We start from the raw sequence: 13,054 nt of genomic DNA, 5'->3' as shown, positions 1-13,054 counted from the left end.
CTCCTCCGCTACGCGATTTTTACAGTTGTACGAACATTCGAGATCTTATGTCGATTATTCGAGAAAGCTACCGTATTGCGCGCAGTGGTGTTGCGAGACGGTCGGCTGCAGGTCCGCGAGACCGCGGACCCCATCCCCGGCCAGGGCGAGTTGTTGCTGCGCACGTTGAGCACCGCGATCTGCGCGTCCGACGTGCATTTCATGGACCACCCGGAACTCGCCATCGACGACCCGACCGGCCGCTCGCTGTATGACACCGATAGAGACATCGTGCTCGGTCACGAATTCGTGGGCGAGGTCATCGGGCACGGTCCCGGTTGCACCGACCAGTTCGCCGCCGGCACGCGCGTGACCGCCATGCCGGTGCGGCTGGTCGACGGCGGCGCGGGCGGAATGCGCATCATCGGCCAGCACCCCGAGGCGCAGGGCAGTTTCGGTGAGCTGTTGGTGGTTTCGGAGGCCGCGACCAAGCGCGTCCCGGGTGACGTGCCCAGCGACGCCGTCGCCTTGACCGACGCGTTCGCCGTCGGCGAGTTCTACGTGCGGTCGGCGCGGTTGGGACAGGGTGAGGTCGCGATCGTCATCGGCGCGGGGGCGATCGGGCTTTCGGCCGTCGCCGCCCTGGCCGCCCGCGGCGTCGAGCCCATCATCGTGGCGGACTACAAATCCGACCGGCGCGAGCTGGCCCGCGACCGCTTCGGTGCCCATGTCGTGGTCGACCCTTCCGAGAAGTCCCCGTTCGAGGCCTTCAACGAGGTCCGTGCGCGGCGCGGATTGCCCGGGCCGGCCGTCGTATTCGAATGCGTCGGCGCGCCGGGGTTGATCCAGAAGCTGGTCGAATCCGCCGAGATGGGCACCCGAATCTACTGTGCGGGTGGCTGGTACACCGGCGACACCCTCGACATCACCACCGCCACCCGCCAGGGCGTGACCATTCAGTTCGGCGGCGGCCCGCACCCGCAGGACTGGTACGGCACACTCGACGCGATCGCCTCGGGGCGGCTGAACCCGCTACCGAGCGTCGGCAAGATCATCGGCCTCGACGAGGTACCCGACGCCCTCGAGCTGGCCCGCAGGTCCGACGGTCCGCCCCGGATCATCGTCCACCCGAATGGAGATCGCCCGTGAGCGAAACAGAAGACCGGCAAGACATTTCGGACCTGCTGGTGCGTTACGCCACCGGCATCGACAGGCGCGACTGGCCGCTGTTTCGCAGCGTGTTCACCGACGACTGCGAGCTCGACTACGGCGAGATCGGCCGCTGGAGCGGTGTGGACGAAGTCACCGACTTCATGGACAAGACGCACGCGATGGCGGGCCACACCCTGCATCGGCTATCCAACCAGGTCGTCGCCGTCGAAGGCGACAATGCCACTGCCCGAACCTATGTCGACGCGGTGATCATGTTCGGTGACAACCAGGCCGGCGTCAACGCGTGGGGCTTCTACGACGACGAGATCGTGCGGACCGGCGAGGGATGGCGCATCGCGCGGCGCCGCTTCACTCAGGTGCGCGTCGCTACGTTCGGGGCCCCGTAGATGACGTTCGCGACGAAGTACGGGCCGTGGGCGTTGGTGGCAGGCGCGTCCGACGGTGTGGGGGCGGCGTTCGCCGAAGGACTGGCCGAACGCGGTGTCAACGTGGTGCTGCTCGCCCGGCGGCAAAGCGTTCTCGACCGCGTCGCGGCCGAGATCGAGAACAAGACGTCGGCGCAAACCCGCACTGTCGCTATCGATCTCGCGCAGCCCGGCGCCGCGGCGGCGATCTCCGCCGCCACCGGCGACCTGGAGATCGGGATGCTGGTCTACTGCGCCGGCGCCGACCCGAACTTCACACCGTTCCTTGCCAATTCGATCGAGGCCGCCGAGGCGATGGTGCAGCGCAACTGCATGGTGCCCATGCAGCTGTGCCACCACTTCGCGCCCGCGATGGTCGGGCGACGCAGCGGCGGCATCGTCCTCTTCGGCTCCGGTGCCGGGTTGGCCGGCGGGCCCAACATGGTCGCCTACGGCGCCTCCAAGGCGTTCGACATGGTGTTCGCCGAGGCGCTCTGGGCCGAACTAAAACCCAAGGGCGTCGACGTCCTGGGCCTCATCCTCGGCAAGACCGATACGCCGGCCCTGCGCGCGCTCGAATACAGCCGCGGTCAGATCGGCTCGCCCGACGAGGCGCCGGCCGACGCGGCCCCCGTCTCCGAGGTCATCGCCGAGGCCTTCGAGAACCTGGGCAACGGCCCGACGCTGATGGTGGGCGACACCATGCGCGCCGCCGCGCAGCTGCTGGCGTCGCTGAGCCGCAATCAGGCCGTCGAGCTTTTCGCCCAGGCCGCCGCCGCGGCCATGGGGCCGGACCACTAGTGGGAACCCGAACCGTTCGCTGCGCGTCGAACCAGTCGTGGCGAGGTTTGCCAAAGTTCGAAATCAGGGCTGCCTAACTTTCGCTTCCATAGGCCCCTGTGCAGCAAATATGGGCTTGGGCACGTCACCGACTTTGCCCACCCACCGCGTTGCTGACGGTGTGGGCGACGGGTAGCTTGGGTAATCAGTTCGTCACGGCAACCGAGCCGAAGTACCACCACCCGATCGCCGCCTCCCGCGAAGGATGACGATGCTCGCCATAGACAGGCCCGCTGCCGACGTCACGATGACGGCCCAGTGGCGGCGCCGCACCCTGACGCGTTCCGGGCTGATCACCGGGGCATTCGTCGCCCCGGCCGTGGCCATCCGGATTGCCGGGCTGCACGTGGGCGCCGTGCCCGCGCTGCTGATCTTCGGCGCCGCGGTGGTGGCGGCCAGCTTCTTGCTGGCGTGGGCCGCCGAGGCCGCCCAGATCGATGTGTCCGGCGGCCTGGCGACGGCGCTGCTCGCCTTGATCGCGGTCCTGCCCGAATACGCCGTCGACCTGTACTACGCGTACGTCTCCGGCCACAACGCCGAATACACGCAGTACGCGGCCGCCAACATGACCGGGTCCAACCGGCTGCTGATGGGGCTGGGTTGGCCGGTCGTGGTGCTGGTCAGCATCGTGGTGGCGCGCAGGTCCGGATCCGGGAAACCCACCGGGCTGACGCTGGAGCCAGCAAACCGCGTCGAACTGGGATTCCTGTTGATCGCCGGTGTCATCGCGTTCGCGGTGCCGGTGGCCGGCGAGATTCATTTCGGGCTGGGGCTGGCGTTGCTGGCCTGGTTCGGGTTCTACCTGTACAAGCTGAGCCACGGCGAGGTCGAGGAGCCCGACCTGATCGGTACCGCCGCCGCGCTGGGCGAACTGCCCGACGTCCGTCGTCGCGTCGCCGTGGTCGGCCTCTTCGCCGCCTCGGGCGCGGTGATTCTGCTGTGCGCCAAGCCGTTTGCCGACAACCTGGTGGCCGCGGGTACCGAACTGGGCGTCAACCGCTTCCTGCTGGTTCAGTGGCTGGCCCCGCTGGCGTCGGAGGCCCCGGAGTTCATCATCGCGACCATCTTCGCCACCCGCGGCAAGGGCACGGCCGCCATCGCCACGCTGATCTCTTCCAAGGTCAACCAGTGGACCCTGCTGATCGGCTCGCTGCCGATCTCCCACCTGCTCGGTGGCGGCGGGTTCGCCCTCCACCTCGACTCCCGCCAGGTGGAGGAGATGCTGCTCACGGCGACCCAGACGATGATGGGCGTGGCGCTGATCCTGGCGCTGCGCTTCCACCGCGGCGCGGCACTGGCGCTCTTGGGAATGTTCGTCGTGCAGTTCCCGATCGCCTCGACGCACGGCCGGCTGCTGCTCTGCGGCGTCTACACTGCGGTGGCCGTCGTCGCGCTGATCCGCCACCGGCGCCACCTGCCCGCGACCGTCCGGGCGCCGTTCTTCGGGACGGCCGTCCGCCACACCGGCCATCCGTTACATCCAGTGCCAGACCCGTAACGTCCCGCGATCGCGCGCCGTATACCGTCCAGGTATGAATCGAGTGTCCGTAATCACAGGCGGCGCGGGTGGCATGGGCCTGGCCACCGCGAAGATCGTCGGGCGCGACCACACGGTGGTGCTCTGCGACGTCCGGCAGGACCGGCTGACGACCGCCGCCGCCGCGCTGCAAGAGCTCGGGATCACTCCCACCATCGTGAACTGCGACGTCACCGACCGGCGAGCCGTCGTGGACCTGCTCGGCACCGCCACGAACCTCGGATCGGTCGTCTCGGTCATCCACACCGCGGGCGTGAGCCCGAGCATGGGAGCCGCCGACTACGTCATACGGACCAATGCGGTCGGCACCGTCAACGTCGACGAGGAGTTCTACGCGGTCGCCGGCGAGGGCGCGGTGATCGTCAACGTGGCCTCGATGGCGGCGCACATGCTGCCCGCGGAAATCATTCCGACAGGCCAATTCCCGCTGGCGCTCGACGACGCCGACGCCTTCATGGCCGCCATGATGACCGCGTGCGACATCGCCCCCGAGGAGGCGCGGTCCGGTCTCGCGTACGCCCTGAGCAAGAGCTTCGTGAAGTGGTACAGCCAGTCACAGGCGGAGCGCTTCAACGCGCGCGGACTGCGCATCGTCTCGGTGTCCCCCGGTTCGATCGACACCGAGATGGGCAGGCTGGAGGAGCAGGCGGGGGCGGGCGCGATGGTGGCCGACGCCGCGGTCCCGCGGTGGGGCAAGCCGGAGGAAATGGCGGAGCTGCTCGCCTTCTGCGCCAGCGAGAAGGCCGGCTACCTCACCGGCACCGACATCCTCAACGACGGCGGGGTGATCGCCTCGATGACCGAGCGGGCGAGGGCGGCCGCCGCCAGCTCAGCCTGAAGGTGCTGGCGCACACCGTGTTTCACCATCGACCGGGCGCGCGTCATCCCGCGGTGGCGCGCCGCAGCGGTGGATCCAATCTCGGCGTCGCAGCCGCCAGGTCCGGCGGGCGTAGTCCAGCTCGGTATAGGGCCATTGGGTGACGATGCGGCCGGTGGGCGAACGGAAATAGCTGTCGCACTGCGTCCAGATGGTCCGCGCCAGGTCGGCGGAAAGCTGGTCGTTGTATCGCCTTTCGGCCTCGGGACGCACGTCGAGGTAGCCGCCACGGCGCGCCAGGCGGCTCACCGCGCTGGCGACCAGCCGCGCCGCGGACTCGAGGATGTAGACGATCGAGTTGCCGCCCTGGTTGGTGTTGGGGCCGTACAGCATGAAGAAGTTCGGGAATCCGCTGACCGCTACACCCAGGTAGGCGCACGGATCGTCACCCCAGTGCTCGTGTAATCGGCGGCCACCCGTTCCGGTGACGTCGATGCCGGACAGGTAGCGGGACGTCTCGAAGCCGGTGGCGAGCACGATCGCGTCGCTGGCGATTTCGCGGCCCGACGCGGTGATCACCGACGTCTCGCCGACCCGCGCGATGGGCTCGGTGACCAATTCGACGTTGTCCCGCTGCAGGGCCCGGTAATAGTCGTCGCCCAACAACACTCGCTTACACCGGAACGGATAGTCCGGGGTCAGCGCTCGGCGCAACGGCTCGTCGTCGACGGTGCGGTCCAGGAACGACGTCGCGATCTGCGTGCGCGCGGCCACCACGGGATCGTCGGCGAACGTCGCGGTGTTGTCGTGCTGGAATTTCCAGATCTTCCACCGGGTGCGGCGCAGCGCGACCGGGCTGCGCCTGAACCGCGCCAATTCGCTTGCGCTGTACGGGCGGTCGTCCTTGGGCACCATCCACGGCGGGGTCCGCTGGAAGACCGTGACGTGTCCGGCGGTCTTCGCCAGCTCCGGCACCAACTGCACCCCGCTGGCGCCCGTCCCGATCACCGCCACGTCGCGCCCCGCCAGGTCGAGCTGGTGATCCCACTGCGCGGTATGCAGCACCGGTCCGGCGAACCCCGTCAGCCCGTCGATGTCGGGCAGCTTGGCCGAACCGAACAGCCCGACCGCGCACACGACGACGTCGGCGACCAACGTGGCGGACTCGCCGTTGCGGTCGACTCGGCACTCCCACGTCCCGGCGCCCGGGTTCCAGTGCAGGGACCGCACGGTCGTGTCGAGCATGAGGTGGCGTCGCAGATCGAAATCGTCGGCGACCGATTCGAGGTAGGCCAGGATCTCGGGCTGCCGGGCGTACGTGCGGGTCCAGGATGCGTTGGGCGCAAAGGAAAATGAGTACAGATGGCTCTGGATGTCGCAGGCGGCGCCGGGATAGGTGTTGCGGCGCCAGGTGCCGCCGACGCCGTCGGCGCCCTCGATGATCACCAGGTCGTCGATGCCGGCGCGGCGCAGCGCGACAGCGGCACCGAGACCGCCGAAGCCCGCGCCGATGATCGCCACCCGCGGCGATCGCCCGCGCCGCGTCGCCGCGCGCAGCCGCCCAACGGCGTAGAGCCAGCGGGCTTTTCGGCTGGTCACGGGCCGCCCTGCGCGCGGCGTTCTTCGGCGTGCCCACGTCGTGGCGCGTCGACGCCTATCTCCTGGCCAACGGTCTCGGTCACGGCCTCGGCTTCCTCTCCGTGGCCACGACTATATAGTCACTCGCTGCGGGCGGGATACGGCCTTGCGGTGACGCCGCCCGCGGACAGCGAGTCGCCCAGCGTCCACACGGCAACCCCGAGCAATACCAGGTCCTTGAGCAGAAACTGGCCGGGCAGCGCCGAGAGCACCGGCACGCCGCGGGCATGGGTTGCGATCACGCCGGGGGTGGTGAACAAGAAACTCACCGTGCCCAGGAACAGCACCACCGCCAGCGCGCTGCCCGCCGCCGAAACCCGCGGCCACCATGGCCGCAGCGCGATAAGCAGGGCCGCAACGATTTCCATCGTTCCGAGCGCCCGCGCGACGAAGGTGACGCTGAAGACGTCGTAGAGCCAGCTCATCAGGGGGCTGTGCTCGATGAGCACGCGCGATTCCATCTTCACGTACTTGCCCACTCCGATCCACACCAGCACCACCACCAGGCCATAGCGGCCCACGAGTTGACCCCAGCGGCTCAGCGTGTTTGCGATCATCGAGCGGTGTCCTTTCGGGCGCGGTCATCCACCCAAGCCACGGTTGGCGCCGCGAAAACGTTCACTCGCGCAGTCGTTCGAGCCCGGAGACGATGAGCCGCAACCCAAAAGCGAACTCGTCGGCCAGCGGAACGGGAAGCTCGTCGGCGACGGTGACGGTCGCGGGATAACGCGACGGATCGAGCCGATGAAACGCCGCCGACAGTTCCGCTTCACCGCCCCCATCCGTCGCGCCGGGCAGTTGTAGCGCGAAACCCAAGACGTAACGGGCCAGCGTGGCGTAGGCATGGACCGCGACCGCCGGCGCAAAGCCGTTGTCCAGCAGGATCGCCAGGCAGCGCTCGCGATTGGCCAACGCGCTCGGCCCCGTCGGCGTGTATTCGATCAACAGCGGCGCGACATTGCCATGCCGGCGCAGCGCGTCAAACATGTGTTGCGCGAACGTGATACACGCCTGCTGCCACGGTAGGGCCGCCAGCGCCCGCGCATCGAGGTCGACTTCGCCCAGTATGTGGTCGATCACCTGCGACACCAGTTCGGATCGATTGGAAAAGTGGCGGTACAGCGTGGCGGTGCCCGATCCCAGGCGCTGGGCAAGCGACCGCATCGACAACGCGTCCGCCCCCTCCGCGTCGAGGAGTTCGACGGCCGCGCCCAGGATGCGGTCCATCGGCAGGGCCGGGCGGCCGCGGGATCGCCGCGGCCCCCGGTTGACATCGTCACGCATTACGGAGACACTGTATCCGTAATTATCGCGCGGATCAACCCCGTTGACAGCAAGGAAAATTCGTCATGCTCCTCCCCCTGGCGGCAGAGCCCTTCACCGCTCCGGCCGACCGCGACATGCTTCCCTCCGAACGACGGGAATTCGTGCGCACGCATCGCACGTGCGTGTTCGGCTACCGTCGCCGCCACGACGGCCCCGCCATGTCGGTCGTGTACTACATCCCCACCGACACCGACGACTTGCTCGTCTCCACGATGGCCGGCAGGGGCAAAGCCCGGATCGTTCAGCGCGACGGCAAGGTGAGCCTGTGCGTCCTCGACGAGCGATGGCCCTTCGCCTACCTGCAGGTCTACGCCGACGCCGCCGTCGAGGACGACCGGGATCTGGCGATCGACGTGATGATGGCGGTCGCCGGCCGAATGTCCGGCCAGCCACTCGGTGACGACGCGCGTTCGCACATCGAGGCGATGTGCGAACGCGAGAACCGCGTCGTCATTCGGTGCCGGCCCTACTCCACCTACGCGACGCCTCCACGCCATCTGCACCGCAACGACCAGGCCTCGGAACTGAGCCACTGGGTGTCCGGCGTGATGCCCTGGGACGCAGCCGATCCGGTGGCGAACTGATCACCCAGCGTAGCGATCCCGCAGTTTGGTCAGCGTCGCCTCGATGCCCGAGGCGTTCGCCTTGGCGAAGCCCATCCGCTCGTAGTACTTCAGTTTGTTCTTCAGCGCACCGGCATCCCGGTAGTCGAACGTCTCGGTGACCTGCGTCAGGTTCGGTGACAGCGCCTCGAATTCCCACCGCCAGCGATGACCCAGCGGGTGGCGCCATTCGACCACCTCGTTCGGCGTCAGCGCGGTGATCGTGCTGGTGATGCGGTAGGGCACGCCGAACATCTTCATGCTCGTCGAAAACTTCGAGCCCTCAAGGAGTTGCGGCGGCATGGTGATGTTGTCGCGCACCGTGCCCGACCCGTCGAGTTCGTGGTGACGCCGCGGATCGGCGACGATGGCGTACAGCTCGGCCGCCGGCGCGGCCACTTCGACTCTGCGGCTCACCTGGCGGGGCCCCCGGTCGACAACGGTGACGGTCATTGCGAATCTCCTTTCCGCTAACCGGCAGCGTAATCCCGTTCAGTTCCGCGGCTCGGGGATGTTGGGGTCCCATACCGGTGACGGCTCGAAACGCGCCGGCCAGAAGCCGGATTTGGTCAACCGCGCCACCTCTTCGCGCAACACGATGCCGATCTTCGCCGCGAATTCGCGGGGCAGTTCCAGCGCCGCGGTGGCGGCCACGCCGAGTTGTTGGTCGATCGGGGGTTCGTGGATCGACGTCCACCGCAGCCGCCCCGCCTCCACATCGGCGCCGCACGCCGCCATCGGCAGCACCGCATAGCCGAGCCCCGCGGCGACCAGATGCTTGGCCACCTCCACCGAATCGGTCGAAAAGCGGGCCGTGATCGCAACTTTGAGCCGCAGCGCGGTGTTCTCCAGGGTGTTTCGAATGCCGGTCAGCCCGCTGGGCATGACCAGCGGGAGCTTGGCGAGATCGGTGAAGCGGATCGGGCTGGCGGGCGAGAGCTCCGACGCGGGCCCCCCGACCAGCACGAGGTCCTCGGTCACCAGGTGCCGGTGGAAGAGCCGGTCATCGGAGACCGGGTTGATCACCGCGAGGTCGATCGCGCCCTTGAGGAGGCGCTCCACCAGGTCGTCGGTCTCGGCCACGGCGACGTGGAAATGGACATTCGGGAACGCGGCGCCCACGCTTGCCGCCAGCGGCGCGGCCAGGACGCCGGCGGCGGTCGGCACGATCCCGAACAGCAGCCCGCGCTCGATGCGCGCCAACGGCGATCCCGCATACCGGACCGCGAGCTCGAGCTGACGCAGCGGCGCGGCGGTCGAGGAGCGCAGCCGTTCGCCCTCCTCGGTGAGGTGCACGCCCCGGCGGGTCCGCTCGAACAGCGTGATGCCGAGGTCCTCCTCCAGCAGCCGGATCTGGCGACTCAGCGCCGGCTGGGCGATGCCCAACACCGCGGCCGCGCGGGTGATCGAGCCTTCCTCCGCGATCCGCAAAAAGTACTTGAGCCGGTGGGTGTCCATCACCTCCACATCTACCAGCCATATAAATGCGGCATGACTGGTTTCCCGAATTGGTATTACCTGCTGGCCGTGAGGCCGTCATATCGTCAGCGAGGTGGGGCGGCGATGCCGTCCCGGTCTGACTGAGGAGGGGTCGACGTTGACGGTTCAGGACGACCAGGACTGGGTGCGGCTGCTCGGGTTGGACCGCCTACCGGAGCACATTGTCGGCAAGCGCGTGACCGAGCTGATGGACCTGTCCGGCAAGAAGGCCTTCGTCACCGGAGCCGGTGGCGACGGCCTGGGACAGGCGATCGCCAACCGGCTGGCCGGCTGCGGCGCCGAGGTCGCGCTCATCGGCCGCACCTTCGAGAAGGTCGAACGCCGGGCCGAGGAAGTCGAGCGGCGCTGGGGCGTGCGGGCCATCCCGGTCAAGGCCGACATGTCCGACTGGGACCAGGTGCACGGCGCCGTGCGGCAGGCTCACCACGAGCTCGGCGGCCTCGACATCATGGTGAACAACCCGGTGATGGTGGCCGCGGGTCCGTTCGAGAAGCAGACGAAAGAGGACATCGACTACACGGTGCTGGGCAGCCTGACGATGATGATGTACGGGGCGCACGCCGCGCTGGCGTACATGCTCGACCAGGGTTCGGGGAAGATCATCAACATCGGGTCGGTCGGCGGCCGCATTCAGCAGCGCGGCCTGGTCGTCTACAACGCGTGCAAGGCCGGCGTCATCGGGTTCACGCGCAACCTCGCCCACGAGGTCGCGCTGCGCGGTGTCAACGTGTTGGGCGTGGCGCCGGGCATCATGATCAAACCGGAGATGCGGCAGTACCTGCTCGATCCTCAGGACGACAAGCAGCGCGCCGGCCGCGGCGCCATCCAGGAAGCGATCACCCACCAGGTCCAACTGGGTCGCGCGTCGTTGCCCGAGGAGGCCGCCAACATGGTCGCGTTCCTGGCCTCCGAGGCCGCCGACTACCTGTGCGGTCAGACCATCGACGTCGCCGGCGGGCAGTGGATGGGTTGAGCGCCGCCGCAAGGACTTTGATCGAGGAGACGCCGTGCTGACATCCGGTGAGCTGATGGAGGAGGCCGCGGCGCAGACCGGGCTCACCGACTTCGGCGACGACTCCTTCACCGAGGGCCTGAACGTCCTGTTGTCGGCGTTGCGCGACGAGGCCCACCTGAGCGAGCGCGGGGAAGCCTTTCTGCGCCAACGCATCGCGGGCTATCTCTCGCAACGGCTGCAGGTCGAGGACTGGTTTCGGCGGCACCCGGAGATCGGCGACGTGCCCATCCGCGAACCGCTGGTCGGCCTGGGATTGCCCCGGACCGGATCCACCGCCCTGTCCATGCTGCTGGCCCAGGATCCCGAGGTGCGCTACCTGCGCCGGTGGGAGTCGACGCAACCGTGCCCCCCGCCCTCGACGGTGCACGGCGTCGATCCCCGCGTCCCGGCCGACCGGGGCGAGATGGTCGGCACCCGCCGCCACGTTCCCGGCGACACCCATGGGCCCATGGAGTGCCACGAGCTGATGGCGCTCGACTTCAAGTCGCACATCTTTCAGTCGTTCGCCGAAATCCCCTCGTACTCAACGTGGCTCGTGCACCACGCCGACCTCACCCCGACGTTTCGCTATCAGCGGCGGGTGATGCAGCTGCTGCAGTGGGGCGAGCCTGAGCGGCCGTGGCGGCTGAAGTGCCCGTCCCATGTGTTGTGGCTCGACGCCCTGGACGCGGTGTTCCCGGACGCCCGATTCGTGATGACCCATCGCGATCCCACCGACGTCCTGTTGTCGGTGGCCGACCTGTACGCCGACATCATCGGGTCGTTCAACACCCGGATCGACCGCCGCTACATCGGCCGGCTCAACGTCGAGCATTGGTCGCTGGGCATGGAGCGGGCGCTGCGGTTCCGCGCGGCCGGTGCCGACGATCGGTTCTACGACATCGACTTTCGGGCCATGCAGGCCGACCCGGTCGGCGAGGTCGCCGGGCTGTACGCCTGGCTCGGGGCCCCGGTGTCCGACGAGTTCGAAGCGCGGATGCACAGTTGGTGGGAGCACGCCGCCGCGCAGCGCGAGCCGAGCTCGCACGCCGACCCGGTGGAGTTCGGCATCGATCTCGACGAGGTTCGGCCCCGGTTCGCGCGCTATGTGGACAGCGCGCGGCGGTGGACGCGGCATCCAAAGATAAGGAGCGAGGAAAGCAATGGCGGTTGATCTCACCGGCGGCATCGACCCGTCGCGCGAGTACGTGCTGGCGCAGCGCCCCGAGGATCCGGAGATGCGCGACTCGGTCAGTTTCTGGGTGGTCGACGACCGCGGCGAGATCGGCCTGCCCCGCGTGGGAATCGAGGCGGTGGGCGCCAATTGGGACTCCCACGACATTCAGGTCAATGCCGCGTTTCCCGACGGGCGCGTCTACCGGCTGCGCACCAACGGGCCGTCGCTGCCGGCTCGCGGCGCCGACGGGCGGCCCACCGTGCTCGGCGCCGGCGGCCTGGCATTCCAGTGCCTCGAACCCTTCGACACCTGGACGATGTCCTACGACGGGCCGGCCGTGCAGACCTCGTCGGCCGACCTGGTGGCGGGCAGGAAGGACGGCCCGACGACGAACATCGGCTTCCGCGTCGAGGCGAGGATGGCCGTGCCCCCGTGGGTCCAGGGCGCGCTACAGGCCGACGCCGGCACGCAGCTCCAAACGACGTCTGTCGGGGCCATCATGGGCGGGCCCCGCTACGAGCAATTGTTCACCGCCACAGGGGAATTCCGGGTGGGGGATGAACGCCACACCTTCACCGGGAGCGGCCTGCGGATCCGTCGCACCGGGGTGCGCAAGCTCGCCGGCTTCTGGGGACACTGCTGGCAGTCGGCCGTGTTCGGCAGCGGCCGCGCCTTCGGCTACATCGCCTATCCGCCGCGCCCCGACGGCCAGCCCACCTTCAACGAGGGATTCGTCTTCACCGGCGACGGCGGCCTGGTCCCGGCGCGGGCGGTGCGGGCGCCGTGGCTGACCCACCTGCGGCCACTCGGCGAGGATGCCTCGCTGGTGCTGGAGACCGCCGACGGGCTAGTCGAAATCGCCGGCGAGACAGTGTTTTCCACGCACGACGTGCACCACGACGACGACATGTACTCCATGCACGCCCTCAAAGAGGAGATGGCCGAGTTCCCCGCCGTCCAGCAGGCCGGCGTGCGCTACCGATGGGACGGCGAAGAAGCGTACGGCATGCTGGAACGCTCCAACCCGCTCGACAAGATCGCGCGCGACTGAAAGGAACCCAGAGCAC

At 68.4% G+C, this 13,054-nt stretch carries 14 protein-coding genes; 9 read left to right on the top strand and 5 right to left on the bottom strand.

Annotated elements, in window-relative coordinates:
* The first annotated feature begins 84 nt into the window (after positions 1-84).
* From QGN30_RS02960 to QGN30_RS02940, 5 genes are all read left to right on the top strand, one after another.
* The gene (locus tag QGN30_RS02960; RefSeq protein WP_095562989.1) at positions 85-1,128 is read left to right on the top strand and encodes a zinc-binding dehydrogenase; all 1,044 of its coding nucleotides are present in this window, start codon (positions 85-87) and stop codon (positions 1,126-1,128) included.
* Entirely contained in the window at positions 1,125-1,538 is a 414-nt protein-coding gene (locus QGN30_RS02955; RefSeq protein WP_038538229.1) for a nuclear transport factor 2 family protein, read from the top strand. The genes QGN30_RS02960 and QGN30_RS02955 overlap by 4 nt, the downstream gene beginning before the upstream one ends.
* On the top strand, positions 1,539-2,357 hold the full coding sequence (locus tag QGN30_RS02950; protein WP_095562990.1) for an SDR family NAD(P)-dependent oxidoreductase: 819 nt from the start codon (positions 1,539-1,541) through the stop codon (positions 2,355-2,357).
* Between the two features lie 244 nt (positions 2,358-2,601).
* On the top strand, positions 2,602-3,894 hold the full coding sequence (locus tag QGN30_RS02945; RefSeq protein WP_038538233.1) for a sodium:proton exchanger: 1,293 nt from the start codon (positions 2,602-2,604) through the stop codon (positions 3,892-3,894).
* A 73-nt stretch (positions 3,895-3,967) separates the two neighbouring features.
* A complete protein-coding gene (locus QGN30_RS02940) occupies positions 3,968-4,771 on the top strand; it encodes an SDR family oxidoreductase (RefSeq protein ID WP_038538235.1) in 804 nt (267 codons plus the stop codon).
* Here the strand turns inward: QGN30_RS02940 and QGN30_RS02935 are convergent.
* The 3 genes from QGN30_RS02935 to QGN30_RS02925 form a co-directional block, all read right to left on the bottom strand.
* Complete coding sequence (locus tag QGN30_RS02935) at positions 4,763-6,349, bottom strand: flavin-containing monooxygenase (RefSeq protein ID WP_038538237.1); 1,587 nt, start codon at positions 6,347-6,349, stop codon at positions 4,763-4,765. The genes QGN30_RS02940 and QGN30_RS02935 overlap by 9 nt on opposite strands.
* A gap of 119 nt (positions 6,350-6,468) precedes the next feature.
* Positions 6,469-6,945 (bottom strand): YkgB family protein, encoded by a 477-nt coding sequence (locus tag QGN30_RS02930; protein ID WP_248923288.1) that lies wholly within the window; start codon positions 6,943-6,945, stop codon positions 6,469-6,471.
* A gap of 61 nt (positions 6,946-7,006) precedes the next feature.
* Positions 7,007-7,615: a TetR/AcrR family transcriptional regulator gene (locus tag QGN30_RS02925; RefSeq protein ID WP_218832295.1), complete on the bottom strand. Its 609-nt coding sequence runs from the start codon at positions 7,613-7,615 to the stop codon at positions 7,007-7,009.
* A 122-nt stretch (positions 7,616-7,737) separates the two neighbouring features.
* Between QGN30_RS02925 and QGN30_RS02920 the strand changes: the two genes are divergently transcribed.
* Positions 7,738-8,298: a pyridoxamine 5'-phosphate oxidase family protein gene (locus QGN30_RS02920; protein ID WP_095762654.1), complete on the top strand. Its 561-nt coding sequence runs from the start codon at positions 7,738-7,740 to the stop codon at positions 8,296-8,298.
* Here the strand turns inward: QGN30_RS02920 and QGN30_RS02915 are convergent, their stop codons facing one another.
* Both QGN30_RS02915 and QGN30_RS02910 read right to left on the bottom strand, forming a co-directional pair.
* Positions 8,299-8,769 (bottom strand): SRPBCC family protein, encoded by a 471-nt coding sequence (locus QGN30_RS02915; protein WP_009954482.1) that lies wholly within the window; start codon positions 8,767-8,769, stop codon positions 8,299-8,301. It lies immediately after the preceding gene.
* 39 nt (positions 8,770-8,808) lie between these two features.
* Positions 8,809-9,774 carry a LysR family transcriptional regulator gene (locus tag QGN30_RS02910; protein WP_014712576.1) on the bottom strand — a complete coding sequence of 322 codons (966 nt, stop codon included), beginning with the start codon at positions 9,772-9,774 and terminating at the stop codon, positions 8,809-8,811.
* Between the two features lie 139 nt (positions 9,775-9,913).
* On the opposite strand from QGN30_RS02910, the gene QGN30_RS02905 reads away from it, so the two are divergent.
* The 3 genes from QGN30_RS02905 to QGN30_RS02895 are packed head-to-tail and all read left to right on the top strand — an operon-like array spanning position 9,914 to position 13,038.
* The gene (locus QGN30_RS02905; protein WP_038538243.1) at positions 9,914-10,789 is read left to right on the top strand and encodes an SDR family NAD(P)-dependent oxidoreductase; all 876 of its coding nucleotides are present in this window, start codon (positions 9,914-9,916) and stop codon (positions 10,787-10,789) included.
* Between the two features lie 34 nt (positions 10,790-10,823).
* Complete coding sequence (locus QGN30_RS02900; protein WP_038538246.1) at positions 10,824-11,984, top strand: sulfotransferase family protein; 1,161 nt, start codon at positions 10,824-10,826, stop codon at positions 11,982-11,984.
* Positions 11,974-13,038 (top strand): hypothetical protein, encoded by a 1,065-nt coding sequence (locus QGN30_RS02895; RefSeq protein ID WP_038538248.1) that lies wholly within the window; start codon positions 11,974-11,976, stop codon positions 13,036-13,038. The genes QGN30_RS02900 and QGN30_RS02895 overlap by 11 nt, the downstream gene beginning before the upstream one ends.
* Positions 13,039-13,054 lie beyond the last annotated feature (16 nt).

The sequence above is a fragment of the Mycobacterium sp. 3-98 genome (assembly GCF_035918355.1).
In the GTDB taxonomy this organism is placed as follows: Bacteria; Actinomycetota; Actinomycetes; order Mycobacteriales; family Mycobacteriaceae; genus Mycobacterium; species Mycobacterium intracellulare.
The sequence above is the reverse complement of the archived record's forward strand: the minus strand, read 5'-3'. Positions and strand labels throughout refer to the sequence as shown.

Bases quoted from the DNA above. Each gene is read 5' to 3' on its own strand.
- QGN30_RS02950 (WP_095562990.1), top strand. From the start codon at position 1,539: ATGACGTTCGCGACGAAGTACGGGCCGTGGGCGTTGGTGGCAGGCGCG.
- QGN30_RS02945 (WP_038538233.1), top strand. From the start codon at position 2,602: ATGACGATGCTCGCCATAGACAGGCCCGCTGCCGACGTCACGATGACG.
- QGN30_RS02940 (WP_038538235.1), top strand. From the start codon at position 3,968: ATGGGCCTGGCCACCGCGAAGATCGTCGGGCGCGACCACACGGTGGTG.
- QGN30_RS02930 (WP_248923288.1), bottom strand. From the start codon at position 6,945: ATGATCGCAAACACGCTGAGCCGCTGGGGTCAACTCGTGGGCCGCTAT.
- QGN30_RS02925 (WP_218832295.1), bottom strand. From the start codon at position 7,615: ATGGACCGCATCCTGGGCGCGGCCGTCGAACTCCTCGACGCGGAGGGG.
- QGN30_RS02920 (WP_095762654.1), top strand. From the start codon at position 7,738: ATGCTCCTCCCCCTGGCGGCAGAGCCCTTCACCGCTCCGGCCGACCGC.
- QGN30_RS02915 (WP_009954482.1), bottom strand. From the start codon at position 8,769: ATGACCGTCACCGTTGTCGACCGGGGGCCCCGCCAGGTGAGCCGCAGA.
- QGN30_RS02910 (WP_014712576.1), bottom strand. From the start codon at position 9,774: ATGGACACCCACCGGCTCAAGTACTTTTTGCGGATCGCGGAGGAAGGC.
- QGN30_RS02895 (WP_038538248.1), top strand. From the start codon at position 11,974: ATGGCGGTTGATCTCACCGGCGGCATCGACCCGTCGCGCGAGTACGTG.